29 protein-coding genes are annotated in these 26,365 nt (G+C 68.0%); 7 read left to right on the plus strand and 22 right to left on the minus strand.

Annotated features, from left to right (window positions below):
- Nucleotides 1–169 precede the first annotated feature (169 nt).
- The 13 genes from fliP to BSZ14_RS11380 are packed head-to-tail and all read right to left on the minus strand — an operon-like array spanning nucleotide 170 to nucleotide 12,348.
- Entirely contained in the window at nucleotides 170–1,045 is an 876-nt protein-coding gene (gene fliP / locus BSZ14_RS11320) for a flagellar type III secretion system pore protein FliP (RefSeq protein WP_076711007.1), read from the minus strand.
- On the minus strand, nucleotides 1,042–1,413 hold the full coding sequence (locus BSZ14_RS11325) for a FliO/MopB family protein (protein ID WP_042487399.1): 372 nt from the start codon (nucleotides 1,411–1,413) through the stop codon (nucleotides 1,042–1,044). Before BSZ14_RS11325 ends, fliP begins: the two co-directional genes overlap by 4 nt.
- A 7-nt stretch (nucleotides 1,414–1,420) precedes the next feature.
- Nucleotides 1,421–1,711: a flagellar motor switch protein FliN gene (fliN, locus tag BSZ14_RS11330; protein WP_042487397.1), complete on the minus strand. Its 291-nt coding sequence runs from the start codon at nucleotides 1,709–1,711 to the stop codon at nucleotides 1,421–1,423.
- Nucleotides 1,708–2,685, minus strand: coding sequence for a flagellar motor switch protein FliM (locus BSZ14_RS11335; protein WP_076711008.1), 978 nt, complete (start codon nucleotides 2,683–2,685; stop codon nucleotides 1,708–1,710). The genes fliN and BSZ14_RS11335 overlap by 4 nt, the downstream gene beginning before the upstream one ends.
- A 3-nt stretch (nucleotides 2,686–2,688) precedes the next feature.
- Nucleotides 2,689–3,393 (minus strand): flagellar basal body-associated FliL family protein, encoded by a 705-nt coding sequence (locus BSZ14_RS11340; protein WP_076711009.1) that lies wholly within the window; start codon nucleotides 3,391–3,393, stop codon nucleotides 2,689–2,691.
- Nucleotides 3,394–3,403: 10 nt separating this feature from the next.
- The gene (locus BSZ14_RS11345) at nucleotides 3,404–5,260 is read right to left on the minus strand and encodes a flagellar hook-length control protein FliK (protein ID WP_076711010.1); all 1,857 of its coding nucleotides are present in this window, start codon (nucleotides 5,258–5,260) and stop codon (nucleotides 3,404–3,406) included.
- A 10-nt stretch (nucleotides 5,261–5,270) separates the two neighbouring features.
- The gene (locus BSZ14_RS11350; RefSeq protein WP_042487364.1) at nucleotides 5,271–5,708 is read right to left on the minus strand and encodes a hypothetical protein; all 438 of its coding nucleotides are present in this window, start codon (nucleotides 5,706–5,708) and stop codon (nucleotides 5,271–5,273) included.
- Nucleotides 5,709–5,731: 23 nt separating this feature from the next.
- Nucleotides 5,732–7,081, minus strand: coding sequence for a FliI/YscN family ATPase (locus tag BSZ14_RS11355; protein ID WP_042487361.1), 1,350 nt, complete (start codon nucleotides 7,079–7,081; stop codon nucleotides 5,732–5,734).
- Nucleotides 7,075–7,872, minus strand: a complete 798-nt coding sequence (locus BSZ14_RS11360) for a FliH/SctL family protein (protein ID WP_076711011.1) — start codon at nucleotides 7,870–7,872, stop codon at nucleotides 7,075–7,077. Before BSZ14_RS11360 ends, BSZ14_RS11355 begins: the two co-directional genes overlap by 7 nt.
- Nucleotides 7,865–8,878: a flagellar motor switch protein FliG gene (fliG, locus tag BSZ14_RS11365; protein ID WP_042487354.1), complete on the minus strand. Its 1,014-nt coding sequence runs from the start codon at nucleotides 8,876–8,878 to the stop codon at nucleotides 7,865–7,867. The genes BSZ14_RS11360 and fliG overlap by 8 nt, the downstream gene beginning before the upstream one ends.
- Nucleotides 8,878–10,692 (minus strand): flagellar basal-body MS-ring/collar protein FliF, encoded by a 1,815-nt coding sequence (gene fliF / locus BSZ14_RS11370; protein WP_042487351.1) that lies wholly within the window; start codon nucleotides 10,690–10,692, stop codon nucleotides 8,878–8,880. The genes fliG and fliF overlap by 1 nt, the downstream gene beginning before the upstream one ends.
- 1 nt (nucleotide 10,693) lies before the next feature.
- Nucleotides 10,694–11,068, minus strand: coding sequence for a flagellar hook-basal body complex protein FliE (fliE, locus tag BSZ14_RS11375; protein WP_007406156.1), 375 nt, complete (start codon nucleotides 11,066–11,068; stop codon nucleotides 10,694–10,696).
- The gene (locus tag BSZ14_RS11380) at nucleotides 11,065–12,348 is read right to left on the minus strand and encodes a sigma-54 interaction domain-containing protein (protein WP_042487348.1); all 1,284 of its coding nucleotides are present in this window, start codon (nucleotides 12,346–12,348) and stop codon (nucleotides 11,065–11,067) included. The genes fliE and BSZ14_RS11380 overlap by 4 nt, the downstream gene beginning before the upstream one ends.
- Before the next feature lie 286 nt (nucleotides 12,349–12,634).
- Here BSZ14_RS11380 and BSZ14_RS11385 point away from each other — a divergent pair, with 286 nt between their 5' ends.
- Entirely contained in the window at nucleotides 12,635–13,522 is an 888-nt protein-coding gene (locus tag BSZ14_RS11385; protein WP_076711012.1) for a flagellin N-terminal helical domain-containing protein, read from the plus strand.
- 213 nt (nucleotides 13,523–13,735) lie between these two features.
- Nucleotides 13,736–14,581, plus strand: coding sequence for a flagellin N-terminal helical domain-containing protein (locus tag BSZ14_RS11390; protein WP_076711013.1), 846 nt, complete (start codon nucleotides 13,736–13,738; stop codon nucleotides 14,579–14,581).
- Nucleotides 14,582–14,715: 134 nt separating this feature from the next.
- Here BSZ14_RS11390 and BSZ14_RS11395 read toward each other — a convergent pair whose 3' ends face one another.
- The 9 genes from BSZ14_RS11395 to BSZ14_RS11435 all read right to left on the minus strand — a co-directional run bounded on the left by BSZ14_RS11395 (nucleotide 14,716) and on the right by BSZ14_RS11435 (nucleotide 22,557).
- The gene (locus tag BSZ14_RS11395) at nucleotides 14,716–15,942 is read right to left on the minus strand and encodes an ABC transporter permease (protein WP_076711014.1); all 1,227 of its coding nucleotides are present in this window, start codon (nucleotides 15,940–15,942) and stop codon (nucleotides 14,716–14,718) included.
- Between the two features lie 195 nt (nucleotides 15,943–16,137).
- Nucleotides 16,138–16,956: a sigma-70 family RNA polymerase sigma factor gene (locus tag BSZ14_RS11400; RefSeq protein WP_076711015.1), complete on the minus strand. Its 819-nt coding sequence runs from the start codon at nucleotides 16,954–16,956 to the stop codon at nucleotides 16,138–16,140.
- Complete coding sequence (flhA, locus tag BSZ14_RS11405) at nucleotides 16,953–19,034, minus strand: flagellar biosynthesis protein FlhA (RefSeq protein WP_042487337.1); 2,082 nt, start codon at nucleotides 19,032–19,034, stop codon at nucleotides 16,953–16,955. Before flhA ends, BSZ14_RS11400 begins: the two co-directional genes overlap by 4 nt.
- Nucleotides 19,035–19,037: 3 nt before the next feature.
- Complete coding sequence (locus tag BSZ14_RS11410; protein WP_076711016.1) at nucleotides 19,038–19,895, minus strand: flagellar biosynthesis protein FlgJ; 858 nt, start codon at nucleotides 19,893–19,895, stop codon at nucleotides 19,038–19,040.
- 220 nt (nucleotides 19,896–20,115) lie between these two features.
- On the minus strand, nucleotides 20,116–20,427 hold the full coding sequence (locus tag BSZ14_RS11415; RefSeq protein WP_042487332.1) for a flagellar protein FlgN: 312 nt from the start codon (nucleotides 20,425–20,427) through the stop codon (nucleotides 20,116–20,118).
- On the minus strand, nucleotides 20,424–20,741 hold the full coding sequence (flgM, locus tag BSZ14_RS11420; RefSeq protein WP_241823730.1) for a flagellar biosynthesis anti-sigma factor FlgM: 318 nt from the start codon (nucleotides 20,739–20,741) through the stop codon (nucleotides 20,424–20,426). Before flgM ends, BSZ14_RS11415 begins: the two co-directional genes overlap by 4 nt.
- 78 nt (nucleotides 20,742–20,819) lie before the next feature.
- On the minus strand, nucleotides 20,820–21,317 hold the full coding sequence (locus tag BSZ14_RS11425; protein WP_076711018.1) for a flagella basal body P-ring formation protein FlgA: 498 nt from the start codon (nucleotides 21,315–21,317) through the stop codon (nucleotides 20,820–20,822).
- Nucleotides 21,314–21,865 carry a hypothetical protein gene (locus BSZ14_RS11430; RefSeq protein ID WP_241823731.1) on the minus strand — a complete coding sequence of 184 codons (552 nt, stop codon included), beginning with the start codon at nucleotides 21,863–21,865 and terminating at the stop codon, nucleotides 21,314–21,316. Before BSZ14_RS11430 ends, BSZ14_RS11425 begins: the two co-directional genes overlap by 4 nt.
- The gene (locus BSZ14_RS11435; protein WP_076711019.1) at nucleotides 21,862–22,557 is read right to left on the minus strand and encodes a motility protein A; all 696 of its coding nucleotides are present in this window, start codon (nucleotides 22,555–22,557) and stop codon (nucleotides 21,862–21,864) included. The genes BSZ14_RS11430 and BSZ14_RS11435 overlap by 4 nt, the downstream gene beginning before the upstream one ends.
- Before the next feature lie 234 nt (nucleotides 22,558–22,791).
- On the opposite strand from BSZ14_RS11435, the gene BSZ14_RS11440 reads away from it, so the two are divergent.
- Genes BSZ14_RS11440 through BSZ14_RS11460 form a run of 5 tightly spaced genes read left to right on the plus strand, consistent with a single transcriptional unit; the run spans nucleotide 22,792 to nucleotide 26,353 of the window.
- Nucleotides 22,792–23,136, plus strand: coding sequence for a flagellar basal body rod protein FlgB (locus tag BSZ14_RS11440; protein ID WP_076711020.1), 345 nt, complete (start codon nucleotides 22,792–22,794; stop codon nucleotides 23,134–23,136).
- Nucleotides 23,137–23,139: 3 nt separating this feature from the next.
- On the plus strand, nucleotides 23,140–23,550 hold the full coding sequence (gene flgC, locus BSZ14_RS11445) for a flagellar basal body rod protein FlgC (RefSeq protein ID WP_076711021.1): 411 nt from the start codon (nucleotides 23,140–23,142) through the stop codon (nucleotides 23,548–23,550).
- Nucleotides 23,551–23,552: 2 nt separating this feature from the next.
- The gene (locus BSZ14_RS11450) at nucleotides 23,553–24,248 is read left to right on the plus strand and encodes a flagellar hook assembly protein FlgD (protein ID WP_076711022.1); all 696 of its coding nucleotides are present in this window, start codon (nucleotides 23,553–23,555) and stop codon (nucleotides 24,246–24,248) included.
- Nucleotides 24,249–24,277: 29 nt separating this feature from the next.
- Entirely contained in the window at nucleotides 24,278–25,567 is a 1,290-nt protein-coding gene (locus BSZ14_RS11455) for a flagellar hook protein FlgE (protein WP_076711023.1), read from the plus strand.
- 30 nt (nucleotides 25,568–25,597) lie between these two features.
- Nucleotides 25,598–26,353 (plus strand): flagellar basal body rod protein FlgF, encoded by a 756-nt coding sequence (locus tag BSZ14_RS11460; protein WP_076711024.1) that lies wholly within the window; start codon nucleotides 25,598–25,600, stop codon nucleotides 26,351–26,353.
- Nucleotides 26,354–26,365: the final 12 nt, after the last annotated feature.

Genomic DNA, 26,365 nt, shown 5'->3' on the forward strand with positions numbered 1-26,365 from the left:
CCCCTTCAGGGGAGGGGCCGGGGGTGGGGCGCTTCCGCAAGCGAAACGCCCATGGCGATGCCCCACCCCAACCCCTCCCCTGAAGGGGAGGGGCTAAAACCGTGCAATGCTGATCGCTTTCAACTCTGATCTTCCCTCTCCCCTGTCCAGGGGAGAGGGAATAGGCGTTCTACGTCGCGAAACTGTTCGCCAGGCTGCCCATGGTCAGCGCCCAGCCATCGACCAGCACGAACAGCAACAGCTTGAAGGGCAGGGATATGATCGAGGGCGACAGCATCATCATGCCCAGCGCCATGAGCACGGTGGCGACGACCAGATCGATGACGATGAAGGGCAGGAAGATCAGGAAGCCGATCTGGAACGCGGTCTTCAGTTCCGAAGTGACGAAGGCGGGGAGCAGCACGGCATAGGGAATGTCCTTGGGGCTGGCATAGGGGCCCGACTTCGCCATTTCAGCGAACATCGACACGTCCTTCACCCGCGTCTGCTTGGCCATGAAGGCGTGGAGCGGCGCACCGGCGGCCTTGATCATCTCGGTGCCGGGCAGGCGGCCTTGCGCATAGGGTTCGATCGCATTGGTGTTCATCTGGCTGATCGTCGGGGCCATGATGAACAGCGACAGGAAGACCGACAGGCCGATCAGCACCTGGTTGGGCGGCGTCTGCTGCAGGCCCAGCGCCTGGCGCAGGATGGCGAGCACGATGACGATCCGGGTAAAGCTGGTCATCATCAGGATGATGCCCGGCAGGATCGTCAGCAGGCCCATGATGATGAGGACCTGGAGCGACAAGCTCAGCGAGCCCGAGCCGCCATTGGCACCACCGCCCAGCTGGCCCAGCGCGCGGTCCACCGCGTCGCCGACGCCGGGTGCCGGGGCTGCGGCGGGCGCCGGGACGGCCTGGGCAAAGGCGGGCATCGCGATGACCAGCGCCAGCAGCAGGGCGAGCAGGATCCACAACGGCTTCAGGCTGCGCTTCGGCACATCACGGTCCTGCGCACGGATCAGCGCGGGGCCGGTGCCCCGGCGGGTCACGGAAATGCTCATTGGTCGAATTTCTTGGGGGCGAAGCGCGAGACGAAATCGGGACGGCGCGGGGTGGTCGGCGTCAGCGGAGCCGGGTTCGGCGCGGCCGGGCTGGTCCCGTTGCCCTCGACCCCGTTGCCCTCGACCTTGTCGACCAGCTGGACGCCGCCGCGCCCAACCGAGACGAGCAGGTTGCGCCCCTCGAACTCGATGACCGCCAGGCGCAGGCCGGGCGAGATCATCATCGTCTCGCGCACATGGATCAGCCGCGTGGCGGGCCTGCCCGGCATCCGGCTTTCCAGACGGCGCCAGAGATAGAGGCAACCGATCATCAACCCGCAGATCAGCGGCAGCAGGATGACCAGCTTCAGGATATAGGACCAGAGCATGAATGGATCAGCCGCGCTTGTCGGGGTTGACCAGCTCGGTCAGGCGCACGCCGAACCGGTCGCCGACCGTCACCACTTCGCCGCGCCCGATCAGCGTGCCGTTGACCAGCACGTCGAGCAGCTCATTGGCCTGGCGGTCCAGCTCGATCACGCTCGATTCGGACAGCGCCAGCAGCTCGCGCAGCGACAGCTGGGTCGAGCCGATCTCCACGGTCAGCTTGACGTCGACATCCTGGAGCAGCCGGAAATTGGCCGCGACCGATGTGTCGACGGGGAAGCCCCCGGCCATATCGTTCATTCTTCGAATCCTTCGTGAGCGCGGGCCAGTCCTTCGATGGACCGGTTGAGCGAGGTAAGCTGGACGGCGGCGCGGCCATTGGCGGTGCCGACCGTGCCCATGCCGAGCAGGTCGCCGCCGACCATCACCGGCACTTCCGGGCCGAAACTGATCGGGATCACGTCGCCGATCTTCAGCTCCATCAGGCGGCTGAGCGACACGACGGGTTCGGCGAGCACCGAGCGGACGGGGAAGCGCACCGTCATCACCGCGCGGGTCAGGTCGCCGCGCCAGGTGGGATCGACCTCGGCCTGCTTGTCGACGACCTTGCCGGTCAAAGCGGAGCCGTGCGGCTTCAACGCGCTGACCGGATAGAGGATGTCGATCATGGTCGGACGGCGGTTGCGCCCGTCGATGCCGAAGCGGGTGACGATCATCGCGTCGTCGCCCTCGATCCCCGACAGCATGGCGGGCGAGGCTTCGGGATGACCGGCGCGGAAATCGATCCGGGCGAGCGATTCCCAGGCACCGCGAAGCGGCGCGGCCATCATGTCGCCCAGCTGGCGCACCATCGCCTCGGCGGCGGGGGAGAATTCGGGCGGCAGGACGTCGGGCACGGCACCGTTGCCGCCGAACAACAGGTCGATCAGCGCCAGGCTGAACGCGCCGTCGATGACGATCAGCGCCTGGGCGTCGGAGGTGATGCCGCTGGGCGAGGTCATCGTCATGGGCAACCACGCGCTCAGGCCGTCGCCGCGCTCGGCCCGGTAGTCGGCGAAGCGCTGGACGACCAGCGGCTCCGCCCAGCAGCGCAGTTCCTCGCGCAGAAGGGATTCGAACAGCCCCCGCAGCGACCGCGCGAGACGCGCGGACAGATGCTGCATCGTATGCAGGTCGCCGAACGGATTGAGCTTGGTCGTGCCCAGCACGCCGTGATCGGCGACCTGTTCACGACCGCGTTCGCGGCGTTCAACCTGGGGGGCGGCGTTAACCATGCCTCACTGAACAACGAAATTGGTAAAGTAGACGTTAGCGACGCCTCCGAATCCCTCCTTCTGCCGCAGAATCTCGTTGATCGAGTCGACCAGCTTGCGTTGCAGCTGGCGCTTGCCCTCGCTGGAAAACACCATTTCCTCATTGGCGTCGCCCAGGGTCATCAGGATGGCCGAGCGGACCGCCAGGTCGTTGGTCTTCAGGTTGTTGATGACCGTGTCGTCATAGGGAGTCGAGATGGCCAGCCCCACCTGGATGATATGCACCGAGTCGCGCATGTTCGAGGTGAAGTCCTTGGGCAGCTCGTAATAATTGGACGCATAGCGTTCGCCGCCATCGCCCACCGGGGTCGGCATGCCCTTGTTTTCCTTGGCCTCGCCGCCGCCTTCGCCATGGCCGCCCTCGCCGCCGCCTTCGCCGCCGCCATGACCGCCTTCGCCGCCCTCGCCGCCTTCACCCTCGGCTCCGGCGCGCTTCTGCTCGGACTTGGGCACCAGCTTGGGGCCGGGATGCTTGGCTTCGGCCTCGGCCTCGCCATTGTCTCCCTTGGCATGGCCGCCGCCGCCGATCAGGCCGGAATTGGCGGCATACAGCCCGGCGCCCACGCCCCCGCCCAGCAGGACGAGCACGCCGACCACCATCACGATGATCTTGCCCAGCTTGCCCTTCTTCTTGGGCGCCTTTTCGTTGGTTTCCTTGGTGTCACTCATGGCTCAGTCCTCAGGCGATTCGGGTGGAGGCGGCGGCCGGGTCCCCGGCGTCGCTGGAATCGGTGGCACCCACAAAGGCGGGGCGGGTCGGCACGACGGAGTCGGGGCGACGCGGCGGCGCCTGTCGATCGCCGCCCATGCCCGACTGGCCCATATCGACCGCCGTCTGGCCCAGGCGCATCCCCTTCTCCTCGGCGAGTCGCGCCAGCGTCGGCTGGGCGTCGGCGAGCAGGGACGCGGTCTGCGCCTGGTCGGCGGTGAAGCGGATATGTGTCGTGCCTTCCTCGTGCCGCAGGGTCACCGCGATGCCGCCCAGCGCGTCGGGCGACAGCTGGATACGGGTATCGGCGGTCGCGGCGTCCTCACGCATCCGGTCGATGCGGTCGATCATCCCCTGCGGCCAGTGATGGTGCGTCATGTCGAGCGGGGCCTGCCCGGCCCCCGTGGTCGCGACGACCGGCGCGGCGGTGAGCGAATCGGCGCGGGTCAGCGTTGCGAGATCGACCGACAGCGCAGGCTCGTCCTTGCGGCGATCGGTGCGTAGGTCCAAACTCTGCTCGCCGCGCATCGCGGTTCCGAAAAGCTGGATGGCGGGCGCGCTCTGGCCCGCCTGGATGATCGGGGCAGGGGCCTGAATCGGCAGGGGCGCCACGACGGGCGCCGACCCGTTCGTCACCGCAAAGCGGAGAGGGGTGTCCTGCCGGGGGGATATGGGGGGGGTGCCATCGTTCGCCTTAGCCATGGGCGCGGCGTCGATGGGCAAGACCGTCGGCGAGGAGTCGCCGCGAATCACCAGCGGAATGCCGGACGCGGTGGTGCGGACGACTTGCTCGGTCGAGGGGGGCGTCGCTTCAGGGACTGGCGAGACCGAGGCGGCTTGCGCCGTGTCACGTGCAGCAATGGGCAGGGACGCCTTCGCCTGTGTCGTTATCGGAGCATTTGGCTCCGCGTCACGGGGGATCGCAGGGACCGGCGTCGCTTGCGCGGTCACGGCCTCCGTGCCTGGGGGCGTGCCGCCGGCGATCATGGCGACGGGATCAAGGCGCGTTCCGGAAGGAACGGCCGGATCCGACCTTGCAGCCGCCACGACCGGCGACGCGGAGGATGGTGTCGTGACCCGAACGCCCGGCACGGTCATCGTCATCGTCAGCGGCGCAGCGGGGCGGGCCGTGACCTGCAATTCGGGCATCCCGTCATCCGCAGCGACCGGCGTCATGGCGGTGGGGACTGGCATCGTTCCCTTGAGGGGATCGAAGGTGACCGGGCCGTTCGCAGCGACCGGCGTCATGGCGGTCGGGACCGGCATCATGCCCTTAAGGGGATCGAAGGTGACCGGGCTGTTCGCAGCGACTGGCGTCATGGCGGTGGGGACCGGCATCGTTCCCTTGAGAGGATCGAAGGTGATCGGCTGGCCCGTTGCGACCGGCATCGTGCTCGGATCGGGCGCGGCGGCGCTGGCGAGCGGCGCGGTCGTTGGCGCGGACCCGGCGTCCGGCAGGGTCGGCATGGCCGCCAGAAGCGTGGTGATCGGCGCGGGCGAGCGGCCGGACGCGGCAACCGGCGACGCGACGGGTTCGAGGGGGGCGAGCGAGAGGGGCGGGATCGCAAACGGCATCACCGGCAAGGCCGCGGCCTCGCTCGGCACGTCCTTGCCGTCCTTTTCGGTTGGGCTGCCGTCCTTGGCCGGGTCGCCGTCCGACCGGGGCGCGCCCTCGGCGCTGTCCGAACCCGACGTATCGCCCATGCCGGGCATCAGCGCGAAGAGCATCGCGAAGGCGGAGGCCATCGGATCGCCCGCGCCGGCCCCGGCACCCAAGCGGGCGGAAGCGGTGCCGGAGGGCGTCAGCGAGGAGATGGAGGGCATCATGACAGGTCTGTCAGCAAGGATCGTGCCGGTTGCGACGCGCACCGCCGCTGGCGGGCATGTCCTCCAGCGCGCGCATCTCTGCGCGGATCGCGGCCAGGCGTGCGCGATCCATCAGCTTCTCGACGGCGGTCTGGTCGCGCTTGGCCGCCCTGGTCTGTTCGCCCGCCTGGGCGGCGCGATGCTCGGCCACCTGGATGCGCGCCGTTGCGGCATCGGCCGATTCAAGCAGGCGGTGGCGGAAATGCGCCTTCGCCATCAGCGACGCGGCGGACGCGGTGACGGCCGGGGCAGGCGTCACCGCCTCGATCAGCTGGCCGATACGCTGCGACAGCTGGTGTTCGGAGGCGACCCGCTCCTGCGCGCGCGCCTCGTCGGCCATGGTCAGGTTGAGTTGCAGCGTGCGGACCCGGTGAAGCCGGGTCAGCATCGTCTGTTGCCGCGATGCCATTCGTGTCCCCCCTTGAAAACGGATCAGCCGATCGGCTGGCCGAAAATGCCCACCAGCTCCTCGACCGCATGGTCGAGCGGCACGACCTCGTCGGCGTCCTGCCGGATATATTCCATCACCGCCGGGTGGCAGGCGATGGCGGCGTCGATCGCCGGGTCCGCGCCCGCGCGATACGCACCCATCAGGACGAGATCGCGATTCTCCTCGTACGTCGCCAGATGACGGCGCAGCGTCCGCGCGGCCTGGGCATGCGGACGGCCGACAATGTCGGTCATCACGCGGCTGACCGAGGGGCCGATGTCGATGGCGGGATAGACGCCGCGCTCGGCTAGATGGCGGTTGAGCACGATATGCCCGTCGAGGATCGACCGCGCCGAGTCGACGACCGGGTCGTTGCCGTCGTCGCCGTCCGCCAGCACGGTATAGATGGCGGTGATCGATCCGGTCCCGTGCGCATCCGCCCCCGCCCGCTCGATGAGGTTGGGCAGCATGGCGATGGCCGAAGGCGGATAGCCGCGGGCCGAGGCGGGTTCGCCCAGCGCCAGCCCGATCTCGCGCCCGGCATGGGCGACGCGGGTCAGCGAATCCATGATGAGCAGCACCTTCTTGCCCTCGGCGCGGAACGCCTCGGCAATGGCGGTGGCGCGCAAGGCACCCCGGATACGCAACACCGGCGAATGGTTGGCCGGCACCGCAACCACGACCGATCGTGCGCGGGCCGCGCCCGCGACCTTGGTCTCGAGGAAGTCGGCGACTTCGCGGCTACGCTCGCCGATCAGGCCGATGACGATGACGTCGGCGCGGGCCGCGCGGACCATCATGCCCAGCAGCACCGACTTGCCGACGCCCGACCCCGCCATGATGCCGACGCGCTGACCCTGACCAATGGTCAGCAGCCCGTTGATCGCGCGCACGCCGACGTCCATCGGCTCCAGCACGCGGCCCCGGTCGAGCGGCGACTGCATCTTGCCCGCCAGCGGCCAGTGGCTGGCGCCGCGAATGGGACCCAGGCCATCGATCGGCTTGCCCGACCCGTCGACCACGCGGCCCAGCATCGCCGCGCCCACTTCCGCCTCGCCCGGAGGGCCGAGCGGGCGCACCGGGGCGCGCGGGAGCAGGGGGGCGGGGCCGCCCAGATTCATCATCAGCGTGCGGCCGTTGCGGAAACCGATCACCTCGGCCTCGACGCAGTGCCCGTCCTTCTCGCCGCCCCTCTCTCCAATCGTGCAGACGGTGCCGACCGGCAGCGACAGTCCGACCGCTTCCATCAGCAGCCCGTCATAGGAGGCCAGCCGACCCGCCACGACCGGGCGCGGCGCGAAATCCGCCTGGGACAGCGTTTCCAGATAATCGGTCGTGAAACGGTTCAGCATTGGGGAACGGGAACCTTGTCGATCGCGGCGGCGAGCTGGTCGAGCCATAGCGAGGGGCCGTCCTCGACGATGGTCGAGGCGCTTTCGAGGACGAAGCCGCCGCGCTCCACATTCGGATCGCCGACGGGGAACACGGTCTGCGGCAGGCGCTCGGCCAGCAGCGCCACGTCATCGGGATGGACGCGCAGCATCGCGGCTTCCTTGGCATCGGACAGCAGGTCCATCGCCGCCTCGATCCGGCCGGTCAGCCGGTCGGCATCGACGCCGATCTCTCCGACCAGCTTGCCGACCAGCATCAGCACGGTCTGGCGCAGCTGTTCGGCCAATGCCTGGCGATCGACGCGGGCCGACAGCGCCTCGGCGATGGAATCGACCATCCGGCCGTCGCGTGCCTCGGCCTCGGCCTGCGCCTGGAACTGACGCTGGGCGGCGGCCAGCCCTTCGGCATAACCCTCGGCATGACCCGAGGCATGGGCGGCGGCGAGCGGATCGACCGTCGGTTCGACGGGATCCTCGCACGCGGCAAAGGGATCCCAGCCTTCGGTCGGATCGTGATCGCGGCTGGCGGGATGGAAATGGCGCGGCTGGCCGGGGGCGGCATTGTCGGCCGCCGTCGCGCCCAGCCCGCCGGTCGGTGCCTGCGGGCGGAACGAGATCGGCCCGGAACCCAGGTCGATGTTCAGGCCCGGCATGCCCGATGGCGCAAAGCCGCCGGGGGGCGCGAACGCCTGTTGCAGCGCGGCGGCCGCCGCATTCTGGCGCGCGGAGAAACCAGCGACGAAATCAGACATAATCGTCCTCGCCTCCGCCCATCATGATCGTGCCTTCCTTGGCCAGGTTGCGGGCGGTGGTGATCATCGACTTCTGCGCTTCGAGCACTTCGGACAGCTTCATCGGACCGCGCGATTCGATCTCGTCGCGGATACCCGCCGCCGCACGCGCCGACATGCAGCCCAGGAACCGTTCGCGCGCCGCCTCGTCCGCGCCCTTGAGCGCGCGGGTGAGCACCTCGCCATCGACATTGCGGATGAGCGTGCCGAGATTCTTGTCGTCCATGTCGAGCAGGTTGTCGAAGATGAACAGCGCCTCCTCGATCTGCTTGGCGACGTCGCGGTCGATCTTGAACAGCTTGGGCATGACCCGCTGCTCGGTCGCCTTGCGCGCGCTCGACAGGATCTTGGCCGCCTCGCGCGAACCGCCCATGGCCAGGCCCTGGCCGCCGCTGCCGCCTTCGCTCCAGCGCTTGAGCACGCTGTTCAGCGTCTCGATCGCCTGCGGCGTCACCGGACCCAGCCGGGCGACACGGTGCAGGATGTCGGGCTGCATCGCATCGGGCAGCAGTTCCAGCACCTTGCCCGCCACGGCCGGATCGCAATTGGCGATCAGGACCGCGCCGATCTGCGGATGTTCCTTCTCGACGATCTTGGCGATGTCGATCGGATCCAGCCAGCCGAGCATCTCGATCTCGCACTGCGCCTCGGCGGGCACGATGCGCGACAGGACGCTGCTGGCGCGCTCGGGGCCGAGCGCACGGTTCATGACATTCTCGACGATCGGCTTGGGCTGGAACGCGATCGAGGCGCGGGCGCGGGCACAGCCGACGAAATCGTCGAGCACGAAGCCGACATCCTGCTCGCTGACATCGGCGATCGAATACATCGCCTTGCCCAGCTCGCGCACTTCATCGGGTTCCAGCTTCTGGAGGATGGCAGCGGCTTCTTCCTCGCCGACCAGCATCATCAGGACCGCAGCGCGTTCGACCCCCGAATAGACGCGCCCTTCTTCGGCGGAGGCCATTATTGCTGCGCCTCCGAACGGATCATGTCACGCACGGCGAGCGCGGCGCGCGCCGGGTTGTCGCGAGTGAAGCCACGTACCTTGGTGATCCGCTCGTCGAAATTGTTGGTCTCTTCGATCTCGTCCAGCGTCACGGCGGGCGGCTGCTGGCCGATCATGCCGGCCATGGGCTGGCCGTCCGCGCCGACCCACATGGGCTGGCCATCGGGGCCGATGCGCACGGGCTGGCCGTCGGGGCCGATCACCGGCTGACCATCGGCGCCGAGCAGCACATTGCCGGCCCCTTCGGTCGCGCCGTCGGCGGCCCCCATCGGCAGGGCCTTGCCCTGGGCATCGTCCTTCTTCTTCGACATGGCCTTCACCAGCGGACGCACGCCGAGCAACAGGACCAGCAGCGCGATCAAGAGTGCGGTCGCATTGCGCGCCACGATGGGTAGCCAGCTATTGTCGTACCAGGCGCGCTTGTCGTCGAGGCCTGGGTCGGCGAACTTGCGGCTGATGACGGTGACATTGTCGTTGCGCTGCTGGTCGAAGCCGACCGCCGACTTCACCAGGTCGGAAATCTGGGTGATCTCCATCTGGCTGCGCTTGCCGGTGGCGGGGTCGCGCAGCAGGACGGCCACGGTCAGCCGCTTGATCGAACCCGGCGTGGCGCGCGTCACCGACACTTCCTTGTTCAGGTCATAGGCGCGCTGGAAGGCGTCGGACTGCTTCTCGGGGTTCAGACCCGGGCCACCGGCTACCGGCTTGCCATCGGCGGGCGGCGCACCGTTCGCGCCGTTTGCGGGCTGCGGCTGTTGCAGCGTGCTGGCGGGCGGCGGCGTGTTGGACAGCGCACCCGGAATGCCGCCCGGCGTGGTCGGATCCTTCTGGTTGCCGGTCCAGTTGCCGGTTTCGGCGCGCAGCGCGCCGTCCTTGTCATAGCGCTCGCTGGTCGCGCTGGTCTCGTCCAAATTGACGTCGGCCTGCACCTCTGCGGTGAAGTTGCCAGCACCCACCAGCGGGGTCAGCAGCTGGATCAGCTGGGTGCGGTACTTCTCCTCCAGGCGGCGCTGGAAATCGATGCGGCGATCATCGCCGGTCGCGCCGTCCGCGCCCTTCTTGGACAGCAGGCCACCCATCTGGTCGACCACGGTCACGTCCTCGGGCTTCATGCCCGGCACCGACGAAGCGACGAGGTTGACGATCGACTGGACCTGCGATTCCGACAGCGAGCGCCCGGCGTTCAGCTTCAGCACCACCGAGGCCGACGGCGAGGACTTGTCGCGGATGAAGGGCGAGGCGTCAGGCGTCGCCAGGTGCACGCGCGCCTCGGCCACCGCGTCGATCTCCTCGATCGAGCGCGCCAGTTCGCTCTCGCGCGCCTGGCGAAGGCGTTCGCCCTCGACCGCGCGGCTGACGCCCATAGGCAACTGGTCGAGGATCGCATAGCCGCCGGGGGCCTGCTTGGGCAGGCCCTGGCCCGCCAGCAGCATCCGTGCCCGGGAATAATCCTCCTCGTTCACGGTCAGCGCGCCGGTGCCGTCGTTGATCTTGCTCTTGATGTTCGCGGCGGACAGCGCGGTCGTCACCGCCTGCTTGTCCGCGTCCGACAGATTGTCGAACAGCGTCTTCTGCGGCGCGCTGGACAGCGCCATCCAGGCGAGCGCGGCGGCGGCGATCAGTCCGATCAGCATCGCCATCGGCGCGGAACGGCGGACGGCGGGCTGCGCCATCACCGACTTGATCTGGCGAAGCGGGTTGGCGAACTTTTCCGGCAGCGGCGGCAGGGCCGGTGCGGGATTGGTCGATGCGGGGGTGAGGGCAGTGCTCATCTTACACCGGCATGCTCATGATGTCCTTATAGGCGGACAGGAGTTTGTTACGGACCTGCAGGGTCGCCTCGAACCCGACCGATGCCTGCTGGCGGGCCATCATCACCTTGGCGATGTCGACCGTTTCGCCGCGTTCGTAGGATTCGGACAGGCGGGCGGCCTGTTGCTGGCCTTCGTTCACGCCCTTCAGCGCGGACTCGAGCGTATCGGCAAAGCTGGTCGGCGGAGCGACCGGCTGAGTCTGGGCGGCCTGTGCCGCCTGGTTGGCACCGGCCTGGCTTGCCGCCTTGAGTGCCTGATTGCGTTCCAGGATCTGGGCACGAAGCGCCATCACCCGGTCGACGCTCATCGCACCGCCGACACCACCGACGCTCATGCCATCACGGCCCGGCTAGAGGGTCGGATGATCTCCTCGCCCTGTTCGCGCGCCTTGGCGAGGCGATAGCGCAGCGTGCGCTCCGAAATGCCCAGGCGCTTGGCGGTCTCGACCCGATTGCCGCCGCATGCGGCCAGCATCTCGCGGATCGCGGCGAATTCGCTCATCTGCACGACCTTGCCGAGCGTCGCTTCCGCGGTCGTCACGGTCAGCGGCTCGTCGTCCAGGTCGTTGGCGACCATCGGACGGTCGAACACGATATGCTCGGGCTCGATCGTCGCGCCACCGGCGAACAGCAGCGCGCGCTGGATGACGTTTTCCAGCTCGCGGACATTGCCAGGCCAGTTGTGCATGGCCAGCTTGTCGATCGCCGCCGCGCTGGGCCACGGAATGGCGGTGCGACCGGCGGCGTGGCGCAGGATCATCGTCGCGGCGAGCGCGGGGATGTCCATGCGACGCTCGCACAGCGGCTTGGTGGTCAGCGGGAAGACCGACAGGCGATAGTACAAGTCGGCGCGGAACCGGCCGGCGGCCACTTCGGCCTGGAGGTCGCGGTTGGCGCAGGCGATGACGCGGACGTCGACCGACTGCGGCATCGACGCGCCGAGCGGGATCACCTCGCGCTCCTGAAGGACGCGGAGCAGCTTGGCCTGGAGCTGGAGCGGCATCTCGGCAATCTCGTCGAGCAGCAGCGTGCCGCCGTCCGCCGCGCGGAAGAAACCTTCGCCCGCCTGCGCCGCGCCGGTGAACGCACCCTTCTGGTGGCCGAAGAGCAGCGCCTCCAGCATCGACTCCGGGAGCGCGGCGCAGTTGATCGCGACGAAGGGCTTGTTGGCGCGGGTCGACTGCGCATGGATGGCGCGGGCCACGACTTCCTTGCCGGTGCCGGTCGGGCCGTTGATCAGGACGGTGATGTCCGCCTGGGCCACGCGCTCGGCCAGGGTGAAGAGCGCCAGGCTTTCCGGGTCGGCGGCGGTCGGCATGGCCGAGCCTGCCAGCAGGGCGCGGACGAAGCTGTTGCCGACGCCTGCTTCGGCGGCGGAATAGGTCACGCGGGCCGGGTGGCCGCCGATCGCCGGGGTGATGGCGGGGACCGGACCGTCGGACACGACGACGGTGCGTGCCGGATGCTCGACCACGTCGCCGTCGGTGACGAGGAACAGGTCCCCGGCCTGGGCGGCCGCGCCCTGCTCGGCAATGGCCATGCCCTGGGCGCGCAGCCCGGAGATCAGCGCATATTTCTGCTTAACGAGCGCAGCGGAGGGGTGAATCGACGACATCTGGCGTGGAGTCCTTTCGTGACTCCGCAATGGCCCCTGTTTGGTAAAACCGTGGTTAATGCGGCAACCCGAACGGCAAGTTTTTTCCGGGCGCGATGCGTGCCCACACGTGTGCGGGCGACGCCCGGCCGCGCGCGCGACCGTTCCGGCAATTCCGGCAAGCGCCCCGGCAAAATTTTGCATGGAACCGGCTAAAGCCTGCCGGAAAGCGGCCGTTACTCCACTCGGCGGCACGGTGGTCCAGAGGGGACACAGACGGATCGCCGAGCAGATTTGGAGACATCACATGACCGTTATTGCCAGCAATATCAGTGCTATGCGTGCAACCGCCGCGTCGACCTCGGCCTCGCTGGCCCTGAGCACCTCGATGCAGCGCCTGTCGACCGGCAACCGCATCAACTCGGCGAAGGACGACGCCGCCGGTCTCGCCATCAGCGACTCGATGACCGCGCAGATCAAGGGCATGGCGCAGGGCATCCGCAACGCGAATGACGGCATCTCGCTGGCGCAGACGGCGGAAGGCGCGCTGAACGAAGTCGGCAACATGCTCCAGCGTATGCGCGAGCTGAAGGTCCAGTCGTCGAACGGCACCTATTCGACCGCCGACAAGACGAACATCACCAACGAGCAGACCTCGTTGGCCGCGCAGATCAAGTCGGTGATCTCGAATACGAAGTTCAACGGTCAGACCCTCTTCGACACGACGGCTGCCGCGGCCGACGTGAAGATCCAGACTGGTGCTTCTGACAAGGATACGGTCAACATCACGCTTCGCGACATGACCGCTACTTATGTGGCGGCGACGACTGGCGCTTCGGCAGCCCCTGCGAAGGGTTCGCAGCTGGGTCTCATCGTGGACTTCTCCTCTACCGCTACAACCGATGCTACCGCACTGAAGGCCGATCCCGCGCTGGGCGACTATGACAAGGCGATCGCCGACGTGTCGTCGATCCGGGCTGGCCTGGGTGCGACCCAGAACCGCCTCCAGTCGGCCGTCAACAGCGCGACGTCGAACATGACGAACCTCGCCGAAGCGAAGAGCCGCATCTCGGACACGGACTTCTCGGAAGAAACCACTGCGCTCGCCAAGGCGCAGATCCTGAGCCAGGCGTCGACCGCGATGCTGAGCCAGGCCAACCAGTCGCAGCAGGGCGTGCTGAAGCTCCTCGGCTAATCGCCCTGGGCGAATGCCGACCGCGGTTTTCCCCTCGGTCGCGGAAGGTGGACCCCCCGATGCCTTATAATAAGGTGTCGGGGGGCTCCGCCCGAAAAAACGCGCCCATCCGACTCTTTTCTCTAAAGCCCTGCCTCAAGCGGTCGTTACCCGTCTTGGCAGCTCGACCTTCGCCTTGGGGGCGGCGGAGAGCTCCGGCTTTGGAGAACGACCATGACGGTTATCGCCAGTAATATTTCGGCGTTACGCGCATCGAGCGCCAACGGCGCCGCTTCGGAAGCGCTGAACGTGTCGATGCAGCGCCTGTCGACCGGCAAGCGAATCAATTCCGCGAAGGACGACGCCGCCGGCCTCGCCATCGCCGCCTCGATGACCTCGCAGGTGCGCGGCATGAACCAGGCGATCCGCAACTCGAACGACGGCATCTCGATGGCGCAGACCGCCGAAGGCGCGCTGGACGAGGTGAGCAACATGCTCCAGCGGATGCGCGAACTGGCGGTGCAGAAGGCCAACGGCATCTATTCGACCAACGACAAGGCGAACATCACCTCCGAGCAAAACGCGCTGGCGTCGCAGGTGTCGAACATCCTGTTCAACACCCAGTTCAACGGCCAGAAGCTGCTCGACGGTTCGGCAGGTACTGCCGGGGCGGTGAAGATTCAGGCGGGCGCGAACACCAGCGACGCCATCACCATGACCTTCAGCAACCTGACCACCGACACCGATATCAACAGCGCGATCGCCGTGGTCGATCCGGCCACCGGCCCCAGCACCATTGCCACGGCCGCGACGTTGGAGAGCTTTGACAAGGCCATCGGCAAGGTCGCCAACATCCGCGCGGGCCTGGGTGCCACGCAGAACCGGCTCCAGTCGGCGGTCAACAACCTGACCTCGAACGTCACCAACCTGACGGACGCGCGCAGCCGCATCGAGGACACCGATTTCTCGGCCGAAACCACCGCGCTCGCCAAGGCCCAGATCCTGAGCCAGGCCTCGACCGCGATGTTGAGCCAGGCCAACCAGTCGCAGCAGGGCGTGCTCAAGCTGCTCGGACAGTAATTCCCGGATCCTGAGCGCCCCGGCACCGCGCCCCCACTCGGGTGGCGGGGCCGACCGGCCGAGAGATCCTCACGGACCGGTTTGCAGGACAAACCCCGGCGGCAGCGATGCCGCCGGGGTTTACTCGTATCGGCTCAATCGGCGCGCAGCACCAAAGCGGGCGAGGTCCGCCCCGCGCGCCAGGCCGGATACAGGCTGGCCAGCACCGCGCCCGCGATCACGCTCAGGGCGATCACCGCCAGCTCGCGCACCGAAATCCCGATCGGCAGCGACAGGAACACGTCCCATTCGGCCTGCCGCGCGGGCGACAGGTGGCGTACGGCGGCGACGATCGCACCGCGCTGGGTCAGAAGTGCGGCGGCCAGCGACAGGCCGATGCCCGCCCCGATCAGCGCGATGATGCTGCCCACGGTGGCGAAGATCCGCATGATGCTGCGCGCCGTCACGCCCATGGTGCGCAGGATCGCGATCTCGCGCCGCTTGGCCCGTGCGAGCAGGGTCATCGACGACAGGATATTGAACAGCGCGACCAGCGTGACCAGCCCGACCGCGATCGTCATGCCGATCTTCTCGGTGACGAGCGCGGCGAGCAGCGCGCGATTCGCCTGTTGCCAGCTGGTGATCGGATAGCCCGGACCCAGCCGCCGCCGGATCGCCGCCGTCACGGCCGCTTCCTGCGTGACGTCGGTCAGCACCACCGCAACGCGGCGGGTGACGACCGAGTCGTCCTGCAGGATGGGCAGCGAATCGAGCGGGGCATATAGCGTCACCTGGTCGCTGCCCTTGTCGTCATCGGGATAGAAGGCCGCGACCCGCGCCGGGGTCAGGTCGAGCGACAGGGTGCGGTCGGGGCCGAGGACGACCCGGCCGATCGCGATCCGGTCGCCGGGGAACAGGCCCAGTTGCAGCGCGGCGGTCTGGCCGATCGCCACCGCACTCGCGGGATCGATACTGTGCGCCAGCGCCGCGCGCATCGTCGGCACCAGTCTATAGAGTGTGCGGGGATCGCGGCCCTGGAGCTTGATAGGGGTAATCCGGCCGTCGATCGACAGACCGGCGGTGATCTCGCGGATCGGCTCGGTGCGGACGACGCCGGGGATGCGGGCGATGGTGGCGGCGACCTGCGCCTCGGTCAGTGCCGCACCGGCAGGCACGGTGACGCTGAGATGTCCGTCGACCGGCGCGACGCTCTCGGCCAATTTGGTCTGCGCGCCGTTCATCACCGCGATGACCAGCACCAGCGCGGCGACGCCGATCATGACGCCGGTGCAGCCGATGCCCGCGACCAGCAGGACCAGCCGCCCACCCGCACCCGGCCACAGATAGCGGCCGATCAGATGGCGTTCATGGCGTGCGAGCATCGGCGTCCCCGGTCATCGGGGATGCGCTTAAAGCAAGTTGGGACGATCGGGAATCGTCATTGCAATCCTCCCCGGCACGGGCAGGGGGACCAGCGAAGCTGGTGGAGGGGGCGTGCCGCTGGGGACGTCCTATGAGGAAATCCCCCTCCGTCAGGGCTTGCGCCCTGCCACCTCCCCGTGCCGGGGAGGATGATATCAACGCTGGCTGGCGAGGGCCTTTTTCAGGCGGGCATGCGCCGCGCTCTTGATCTGGCAGACTCGGGCGGCGCCGACGCCGAGCACCTGGCCGATTTCCTCCAGGTTGAGTTCCTCGACATAATAAAGCTGGATCACCATCGCCTCGCGCTCGGGGAGCGCGGAGATGGCGGCGATCAGCGCGTCGCGCAGGTCGCTTTCGGCCAGCTGCTCGAAGGCGTCGGGCGTGTCGTCGGCGAACCAGGGCAGGTCGTCGGCATAGACATCGTCGATCGCCTCCATGCGCACGGCCTCGGCGGTCTTGTAGTCGGCGCGCAGCCGCTCGACCGTGATGCCCAGCTTTTCGGCGACCGCCTCGTCGGCGGGAACCTGGCCCTCGGTCTGCGACAGGGTGTTGACCGCCTCGTGATATTGGCGGCGGCGACGCATCGCGCCGCGCGTCGTCGTCGCCTGACGGCGAAGCTCGTCGATCATCGCGCCGCGCAGCCGCGACTTCAGATAATGGCCGAACTCGACGCCGCGCTCCTCGAACGAGGCGGCGGCCTCGACCAGCGCGACCAGGCCGACCTGCACCAGATCCTCGACCTCGATCATGCTCGACATGGACCCGTGCACATGCCACGCGATGCGCCGGACCAGCGGCAGGTGCTGGCGGATCACCGTATTCGCATCGCCGCCCGGCATTCCGGCGCGCCGCGGCGCGGGGCGATAGGTCAGCGGCTGGTCGGTGACCGTGGGATTGGCCAGCGCGGGATCGAAATTGGCCGGGTTGAAGGTCTGCGCGTCCATGAACGCGCCGATCAGGGGATGTGCGCTCATGCGGCCAACGCCTGTTGCTGGGGATGATGGGGAGAGCCGATGACGGCGACGACTTCGACCGCCTTGTCCTCGGGCACTTCGAAGAAGGAGAGGACGGGCGTGTCGGGCAGGCAGGTGCGGACCAGCTTGCGCATCGCGATGCGCACGCCCGGCTGCACGACCAGCGCGAAGGGCTTGGCCTCGGCGATCAGCGGCTGGGCGGCCTGGGTCAGCGCCTCGGTGATGCGGCGGCCCAGATCGGGTTCGATCACATGGCGGCGCGCTGTGTCGGCGCGCATGGCCTGGCCCAGCAGCCCTTCGAGCTGGCCGTCCAGCGTCATGACGCGCAGCGGTTCACGCATCCCGCACAGCTTCTGGATGATCAGCGCGCCCAGCTGCGGCCGGATCAGCTCGACAATGTCTTCGGCGTCGAGCGTCTTCTGGGCCGCCACGGCGATCGCGCTGGCGATGCGGCGGAACTCCTTCAAGGTGATATTCTCCGAAAGAAGGCCCTTGAGAACCTGGGTCAGGGTGGTGAGCGGCAGCGGGTTCGGGCTGAGCGAGGCGGCGAGTTGCGCGGCGCGCTCCTTCAGCCCGTCGAGCAGCGACTGGACCTCGTCGGGGCCGAGCAGCTCGGCGGCGTTCGAGGACAGGATGTGGTTCAGGTGCGTCGCCATGACGGTGCCCGGATCGACCACGAGGTAGCCCATGCCGGTGGCGGCATCGGCGTCGCCCTTCAGGATCCAGGTCGCGGGCAGGCCGAAGGTCGGGTCCTTGACCGGCTTGCCGTTCAGCGCGCCGAACGCCTGGCCGGTGTCGAGCGCCAGCATCTCGTCGGGCGAGACCTGATCCTCGGCGGCGACGACGCCGTTGATGATGATGCGATAGCTATAGGGGGCCAGGTTGATGTCGTCGCGGACGCGGGCCTGCGGCACGACGAAGCCCAGATCCTTGGACAGCTGGCGGCGGACGCCGGTGATGCGGGCCATCAGCGGCGCACCGCGACGCTCGTCGACCAGCGGCACCAGGCCGTAGCCGATGTCGATATGCACCTGCATCCCGTCGATGACCTCGTCCCAGCCGATACGCGAGGGGTCGACCGGCTCGGGCGCGGGGGCGGCGGGGGCGATGACCGGGCGCTTCTCGATCTGGCGCAGCTTCCAGGCGGTGAAACCGGCGATCGCGGCGGCGGGCAGCAGCACCAGATGCGGCATGCCGGGCAGCACGCCCAGCAGGCCCAGGATCGCGGCGACCGGGATCCAGGTCTTGGACGCGCCGAACTGCGACCCGATCTGGCCCGCCAGATCCTTGTCCGACGACACGCGCGTCACGATGGCGGCGGCGGCGATCGACAGCATCAGCGAGGGGAGCTGCGCGACCAGCGCGTCGCCGATGGCGAGCAGGATATAGGTCTTGGCCGCGTCGGCGATCCCCATGCCATGGCTGACCGGACCCAGGATCAGGCCGCCGATGACATTGGCCGCCAGGATCAGCATGGCGGCGACCGCGTCGCCCTTCACGAACTTGGACGAACCGTCCATCGAACCGTAGAAATCGGCCTCGGTCGACACCTCGACGCGGCGCGCCTTGGCCTGGTCGGGCGTGATGAGCCCGGCGTTCAGATCGGCGTCGATCGCCATCTGCTTGCCGGGCAAGGCGTCCAGGGTGAAGCGCGCGGAGACTTCCGACACGCGCCCGGCGCCCTTGGTCACGACGATCAGGTTGATGATCATCAGGATCGCGAAGACGAAGAGACCCACGACATAGTCGCCGCCGATCAGGAAGGTGCCGAACGCCTCGATCACATGACCCGCCGCGCTCTCCCCCTCATGGCCGTGGACCAGCACGATGCGGGTCGAGGCGACGTTGAGGCCCAGGCGGAACAGGGTCGCGAACAGCAGGACGGTCGGGAACGCCGAGAAGTCGAGCGGCTTCTCGGCGTTCAGCGCGACCATCAGGACGGCCAGGCTGATCGCGATATTGGCGACGAAGAAGATGTCGAGCAGCGCGGGCGGGATCGGCACGACCATGACCAGCACCAGCAGCAGGATCGCGGCGGGCAGGGCCATGGTGCGGCCGCTGGAGAAGAGCTTGCCCATCGCTTAGCCACCCATCCGTGCGAGCATCATGTAAGCCAGCCGCGCATGATCGGGCTTGGGCCGCAGCACGCTGTCGCCAGTCGCGGTGGCGCCGCGCATCCCCAGCTGGTTCATGGTGCTGTTGGCCCAGGCGATCGCATCGGCGGCGCTTTCGTTGTTGCCGGTGACGACCGTTGCGTCGCCGTTCATGCCCTGGAGCGCGAGCGCCTGAGCGGCGAATTGCAGGTTGGCGGCACGTGTCTCGTCGCTGTCGGCCTTGGTGCCGGCCAGCTTGGCCGAGAAACGGTCGTAAATGTCCGCGAGCGAGCGCGGCTGGCCGTTCGAGGCGTAGAAGACCGAACGGTTGGCGCGGGCGGCGGCGGGGAACAGGGAAGCGCCGCTGGCCTGCGGGTTGCTGGCCATCGTGCTCAGGAACTTGGTCGCGCCGCCCAGCCCCAGGAAATGGGCCATGTACAGGTCGGTGCCGCCCGCCTCGCGGCCCAGCGTCGATTCCAGCGCGGACTTGTTGTCCGAAGCGTGTTCGGCGGCCATCAGCGAGGCGGCGGTCGGATCGTTGCGCAGGCCCATCACCGCCGAGCGCGCGCCGCCCGAGACATAATAGCGTCCGCCCGACTGGCCGATCGCATCGGCGGCCCAGCCCAGGCCGTGCTCCGCGCCATGCTTCTTCACGACCGCCAGCCAGCTCTGCTCGACGAACTGATAGAGTCCCGAGGCGGAGGAGGTGCCCGCGCGGGCATTGGCGTTCAGGCCGGACTCCAGCTTCGCCTGGCCGAGCAGATAGCCGAAATCGACGCCCGTGCGGCTGGATGCCAGCGCGATGGCCGATTGGATTCTGGCGTGGGAGACGGGTTGGACGGTCATGCTGCGGTAAAAAGCCCTTGTTCGGGCCATACTCAGCAAGGGGCGTGCCAATTCCTGACGGTGCCGTCAGGGAGACGACAGGAATGACCGGAGGGCAATAAAAAAGCCCGGAAAACCGGGCTTCGTCTAATCGGTTGTTCGGGGGATGCCTCTCGCTTCGCCGGTGCCGCGGCCGCTGGTCCGGCAAAGCGGCAAGCCGTTGCCGCCCGGCAAGCGGCAATCAGGCATAGGCGCGCATGGCGGGGCGATAGCCCATGCCGGAGTCGCCGGTCAGCGTCTGCAACCGGCGGCGGACATTGGCCGCCATCAGGTTGACGTAGATGCGGCAGGTCTCGTTCAGTCGGTTGGCCTCGTCGGCCAGCTCGCGCAGTTCGGGGCCTGCGGGACCGGTGCCGAGGGCGGCGACCTCCTCGATCGCGGCCAGCTTCTCGGTCGTCGCGCGTTCCAGCGCGACCACGTCGTTGACCTTCAGCGCCGCGATTTCGCGGTGGAGGGCCTCGATGACCCGGATCAGGGCGTCACGGCGTGTCATTTACCATTCCAGTCCAGCTTCAGCGCGATCATCTGGTCGGCGATGGTCGCCGGCAGGATCGGAAAATCGCCATTGGCGATGGCCTTCTTGATCTGGGCGACCCGGTCCATGTCGACCGGCGGCTGCGCAGCCAGGGTGCGGGCCATGTTGCTGACGCCGCTCATGTCGTTCGCCTTGACCGGGGGCTGTGCGGGGCTGGCGGCTCCAGCGAGCGCGTTGGGACGCGTCACGGCGGCGACCCGCCCGACCCTCGCTTCCCCGGCACTCAGCCTTGTTACTTCCACCATGCCCGCACCCTCTGGTTCCGCTGACATGGGGTATAACGGCCGGGGCCGGAGATTCTTTAGCGCGAATTTACGCTTTTTCCCCGTTTTCCGCCGCGCCCGCGCCCCTCATTCGGACCAGCCGGGCAGGGTGGCGCGACCGCTGGCCAGCGCCACGGCCTGGATCGGCTGGCGGGCGGATTCGATACGCACCGGGAAATGCCCGCCGGGCGCCGCATCGGCCATGGCGATCCCTTCCCTCGTGATGGAAAAGCCCTCCGATCCCGCTTCGATCACGACCGGGTCGCCGCGCTTGATAACGGGTTCGGCCTTCACCGCCACGGCGGCCATCATGCGCGGCTCCGGGGCGGGCTTGGGGGCGGAGAGGACCGGCACGAAGATGCGCCATTGCGGGCTGGAGCAAGTGACGACCACCGCGTCATGCGCCTCCGTGCGCCAGGACAGTGCGACCGTCGGGCATTGGGCCAGCTTCAGCCGGTTGTCGATCGGTGAACGGGGGCCACCCTCCACCCCGACCGGACGGCCGGTAAAGGCGGTGACGGCGGCGTCGAGCGCGGCGACATCCTGGAAACCGGCGGCGCCGGCCAGAAGCAGGGACAGGATCATCGTGAGGGTCTCCGTGAAGGCTCACCGGCAAAGACCAGGGTGACCAACGCGACGCGTGGGCCTGGCTTTCCGGCGGTGGACAGGATCAAACGGTCGGCGGCGGCCGGACCGATCAGCGCGGCCGCAGTGCGGGCGCGATCGGCGGCCAGCACGACCGCGCTATGGGTGACGGGATCGACATCGGCGGCGCTGCCATCGGTCGAACCGACGATGGACAGGCGGACGCGCGGATCGGCCAGCGCCTCGCGCGCCCAGGGGGCGAACAACGCATCGGGCTCGACCGGCTCGGCCGATCCGGCGGCGAAGTTCAGCGCGGCTGTCGCCACCGGCATGGCGGGCGGCGGGGGAGGGGGCAGGCGCAAAGCCTGATCGACATGGTCGCTGCTGCCGAATTGCGCGCGCAGGCCGTTGAGCAGGGCGGGGCGGCGCTCCGCCCCGGTCGCCTGGACCAGGACGAGGAAGCCGATCAGCAACAGCGCCAGGTCGGCCAGCGTGATCAGCCAGATCGGCCGCGCGGGCGGCGTCTCGGGGAAAAAGGGCTCGGTCATGCGACGCTGACCAGATTGGGGCCGGACTTGGGGGGTGAGGTCGACCCGCGCGACGGGCGCGGGGCCTCGCGCGTGGCCAGGGCGGCCAGCGGCGTGACGATCCGGGTCCGCTCGAACGCCTCGATCCGCGCCGCGCGACGCAGGCGCGTCGCGATCGGCTGCGCCACCAGGTTGGCGAACAGCGCACCATAGAGCGTGGCGAGCAGGGCGATCGCCATGGCGCCACCGATACGCTGCGGATCGTTCATCGTCGCGAACATGGCCGCCAGGCCGATCAGCGTGCCGACCATGCCCATGGCGGGCGCGATCTCGGCGGCGCCCGTCCAGACATCGGCGGTGGCGACATGCCGCTCGACCCGCGCGGCGCGCGCGAGGTTCAGGCGGGCGGCCACGGCTTCGCCCCCTTCGCCATCGACGATCGCGGCGACCGCCTCGGCCATGTCGGGATCGGTGATGACCGAGCGGTCGAGCGCCAGGACACCCTGGCGCTTCGCCATGCGCGACAGGTGGGCGATCTGCTCGACCAGCGGATCGGCGGAAAAGGGCCGCCGCGGCAGCACCGCCAGCGCGCGCATCGCCCGCCCGGCATCGCGCCAGGGCGTGCGCAGGAGCGTCGCGATCAGCGTTCCGCCCAGCACGATGGCGAGCGCCGCGGCGTCGAAGAACTGATGAAGCGGAGGAAATGCAGTCATGCGCGCACCCACGCAAAGACCGGGCCAACTGCCCCCAAGGCAAGGGGGCGGAAAGCGGGGGCGAGGTGCGCTGCCGCCGGGTTGCCGCCGACCGGCAAAAACCGGCAACCGCTTGCCGTCCGGGCCTGCCGCCGCCCTGCCGCCCCGCCCGATACCCCTCTGGTCAGGCACTTGGCACGGTCATTGCGAGGGTCCGGCCATCGCGAAGTCCCGCGTGGGAAAGGAGGTTGAACGATGGCCGCAGAAACGCTTTTCGGAGTACACGGTGCCGCACTGGAAGTGCGGGCGCGGCGCATGGGTGTGCTGGCGTCGAACATCGCCAACGCCTCGACCCCGGGTTTCAAGGCACGCGACATCGATTTCAAGGCGGCGCTCGCCTCGGTCGAGGGCGGGCAGGATCGGGGCATCGCGGATGCGATGAAGTACCGCGTGCCGATCCAGACCTCGCTCGACGGCAACACCGTCGAACTCAACCAGGAACAGACCGCCTTCGCCGAGAACGCCGTCCAGTATCAGACGACGCTGTCGTTCCTGAACGGTCGCATCTCCACCATCACCCGTGCGCTGAAGGGCGAATAAGCGATGCCGAACGGACCGCTTTCCATCTTCCAGGTCGCCGGTCGCGCCATGTCGGCGCAGCTGGTGCGGATGAACACCACCGCGTCGAACCTGGCCAATGCCGGCGGTATCGCCGGGTCGGCCGACACCGCGTACAAGACGCTGAAGCCGGTGTTCCGCACCAGCTTCGACGCCGCGACCGGCCTGTCCACCGTCGATGTCGAAAAGATCGTGAAGGCGGGCGAAGATCCCACCAAGCGCCACGATCCCAACAACCCGCTGGCCGACAAGGACGGCAACGTCTTCGAGGCGGCGGTCGACGAAACCCGCGAGCTGGTCGACATGATGGAGACCTCGCGCACCTATCAGAACAATGTCGAAGTGATGCAGACCGCCAAGTCGCTGATCCTCGACACCCTCAAGCTGGGCCGCTGATCATGACCTCCACCGCGATGACGTCGACGCTGGACAGCCTGGGCATCAAGCGTGCCGGGGCAACCACCACGACGACCACGACCCCGGCCAAGAAATCGGCCACGACGCTGGGCCAGGGCGATTTCCTGCAGCTGCTGACCGCGCAGTTGAAGAACCAGGACCCGTTCGCGCCGATGGACAACACCCAGATGGTCGCCCAGATGGCGCAATTCTCCAGCGTGGCGGGCATCTCCGAGATGAACACCACCCTGGCCTCGATCGCGACCAAGCTGAACGCGACGACCCCGTCGGACGCGATGAACTATGTCGGCAAGACCGTGCTGACCCAGGGCACCACCGCCTATGGCCGCGCCAGCGGCGGGCTGGCGGGCCAGGTCGAGCTGGACGGCGCGGCGTCGGACGTGTCGGTCACGATTTCGGACGCGCAGGGCGCGGTCGTCAAGCAGATGTCGCTCGGCACCCAGAAGGGCGGCACCGTCGGCTATGACTGGGACGGCAAGACCCCTGACGGCAAGGAAGCCGGTTCGGGTCCCTTCACCATCTCGGTCTCGGCGTCGAACGGCAACACCACCGTCGGCAGCCGCTCGCTCGTCTGGGCGCCGGTCCAGTCGGTCTCGATGCCCAGCACCGGCGCCCCCGTCCTGACCGTCGCCGGTCTCGGCCAGGTCCAGCTTTCCGCCGTCCGCTCGGTCGGCTGATCCCCCCTTACGCACCAGGAAGATAGCCCATGTCCTTCTACACCTCGCTCAGCGGCCTTCAGGCTTCGCAGACCGACATGTCGGTCATCTCGCACAATCTCGCGAACGTCGGCACCAACGGCTTCAAGAAGAGCCGTGCCGAATTCGCCGACGTGATGGCGGCCAATTTCTCGACCGACCCGTTCAAGCAGGTCGGCTCCGGCACGGTGGTCAAGGCCAACCGGCAGGAGTTCAAGGAAGGCAATTACACCAGCACGTCGAACGCGCTGGACCTCGCCATCTCGGGCGACGGCTTCTTCACGGTGCAGTCGGGCGGCACGATCGGCACGCTGCAATATACCCGCAACGGCTCGTTCCAGGTCGACACCAACAACTATGTCACCGACACCCAGGGCAACCGGATGCAGGTGTTCCCGGTCGACAAGGACGGCAACGTCACCTCGTTCGGCAATGACGGCCTGACCAGCCTGCAGCTGCCGCCGACCAGCGGCACGCCGGTGTCGACCAAGAACGTCACGCTGGACATCAACCTGTCGAGCACCGCGGTCGCGCCGACGGCGGCGTTCGACCGGACCAACATGGGCACGTACAACAACACGACCCAGACCAAGATCTACGACACGTCGGGCAACGCCATGACGCTGACCAACTATTATGTCCGCAAGCCGTTGCCGCTGGATGCCAACAACAAGCCGATCCAGCCCGCCGACGGCAGCAGCACGTGGCTGGTCTACAGCTATGTCAACGACCAGCAGATGACGCGCAGCGGCTCGACCGGTCCGGTCGAGATGACCTTCGACTCGGGCGGCAACCTGAAGTCGCCCCTGGGGCCGACCAAGTTCGACAACTACACCCCGCGCACCTCGATCAACGCACAGCCGCTGACGATCGACTATACCGGCTCGTCGCAGTCGGGTTCGATCTTCTCGGTCGCCTCGCGCACCCAGGACGGCAAGGCGGTCGGCCTGTTGTCGGGCGTGTCGGTCAGCGAGAACGGCCTGGTCACGGCGTCCTTCACGAACGGCGAGACCGCCAATCTGGGCAAGGTGGCGGTGGCGACCTTCGTCAACATGCCGGGCCTGCGCCAGGAGGGGAACAGCTATTGGGAAGCGACCGGCAAGTCGGGCGAGGCCAAGTTCGGCACCGCCAATGAAGGGGCTTTCGGCGCGATCCGGTCGAGCACCATCGAGGGGTCGAACGTCGACATCACCGAGGAACTGGTCCAGCTGATCGCCGCACAGCGCAATTTCCAGGCGAATGCGAAGGCGCTCGATACGTCGAGCCAGATCTCGCAGACCATCTTCAACATCCGCAGCTAAGCGAACGCCGGGGGCTAACGGGGAACCGCGATGGACAAGCTGGTCTATACGGCATCGACGGGCATGCGGGCGCATATGGCGGCGCAGACCGCGATCGCCAACAACATGGCCAATGCCTCGACGATCGGGTTCCGCGCCGACCGCGTCGTGTTCGACCGCATCGACCTGAAGGGCGGCGGCGCGGCGTTCGAGGCGCGGATGCCCACCGCCGAGGAAGTGACCGACGCAGACCGCGCGCCGGGCACGATCCAGCACACCGGCAACGCACTGGACATCGCGATCGCGACGTCGAGCGCGTGGCTGGCGGTGCAGGCCCCCGACGGTTCGGAAGCCTATACCCGTCGCGGCGACCTGGAGGTCACGGCCTCGGGCGTGCTGCAGACCGGCGACGGCTATCCGGTGATCGGCCAGAACGGCCCGGTCACGGTGCCGCCGTACAATGCGATGACCGTCGCCCCCGACGGCACGCTGTCGATCATCCCGCTGGGCGCCGGGCCGGATACCCAGCCCCAGGTGATCGACCGCATCAAGCTGGCCGATACGCGCGGCACGCAGACCGTGAAGGGTCTGGACAACCTGCTGCGCGTCAAGGGCGGCGGCGCGATGCCGCAGGACATGGACGCCACCGTCCAGTCGGGCGCGCTGGAAGGGTCGAACGTCAACATGACCCAGACGCTGGTCGACATGATCGAGAACCAGCGCAGCTACGAGGTGCAGGCCAACCTCATGAAAGAGGCCAAGTCGTTGGATGAGAACAGCGCATCGCTGATGCGTCTGCCGAGCTGAGGATTAAAGAGA

The organism is Sphingomonas sp. Sph1(2015) (assembly GCF_001970915.1).
Taxonomy (GTDB): domain Bacteria; phylum Pseudomonadota; class Alphaproteobacteria; order Sphingomonadales; family Sphingomonadaceae; genus Sphingomonas; species Sphingomonas parapaucimobilis.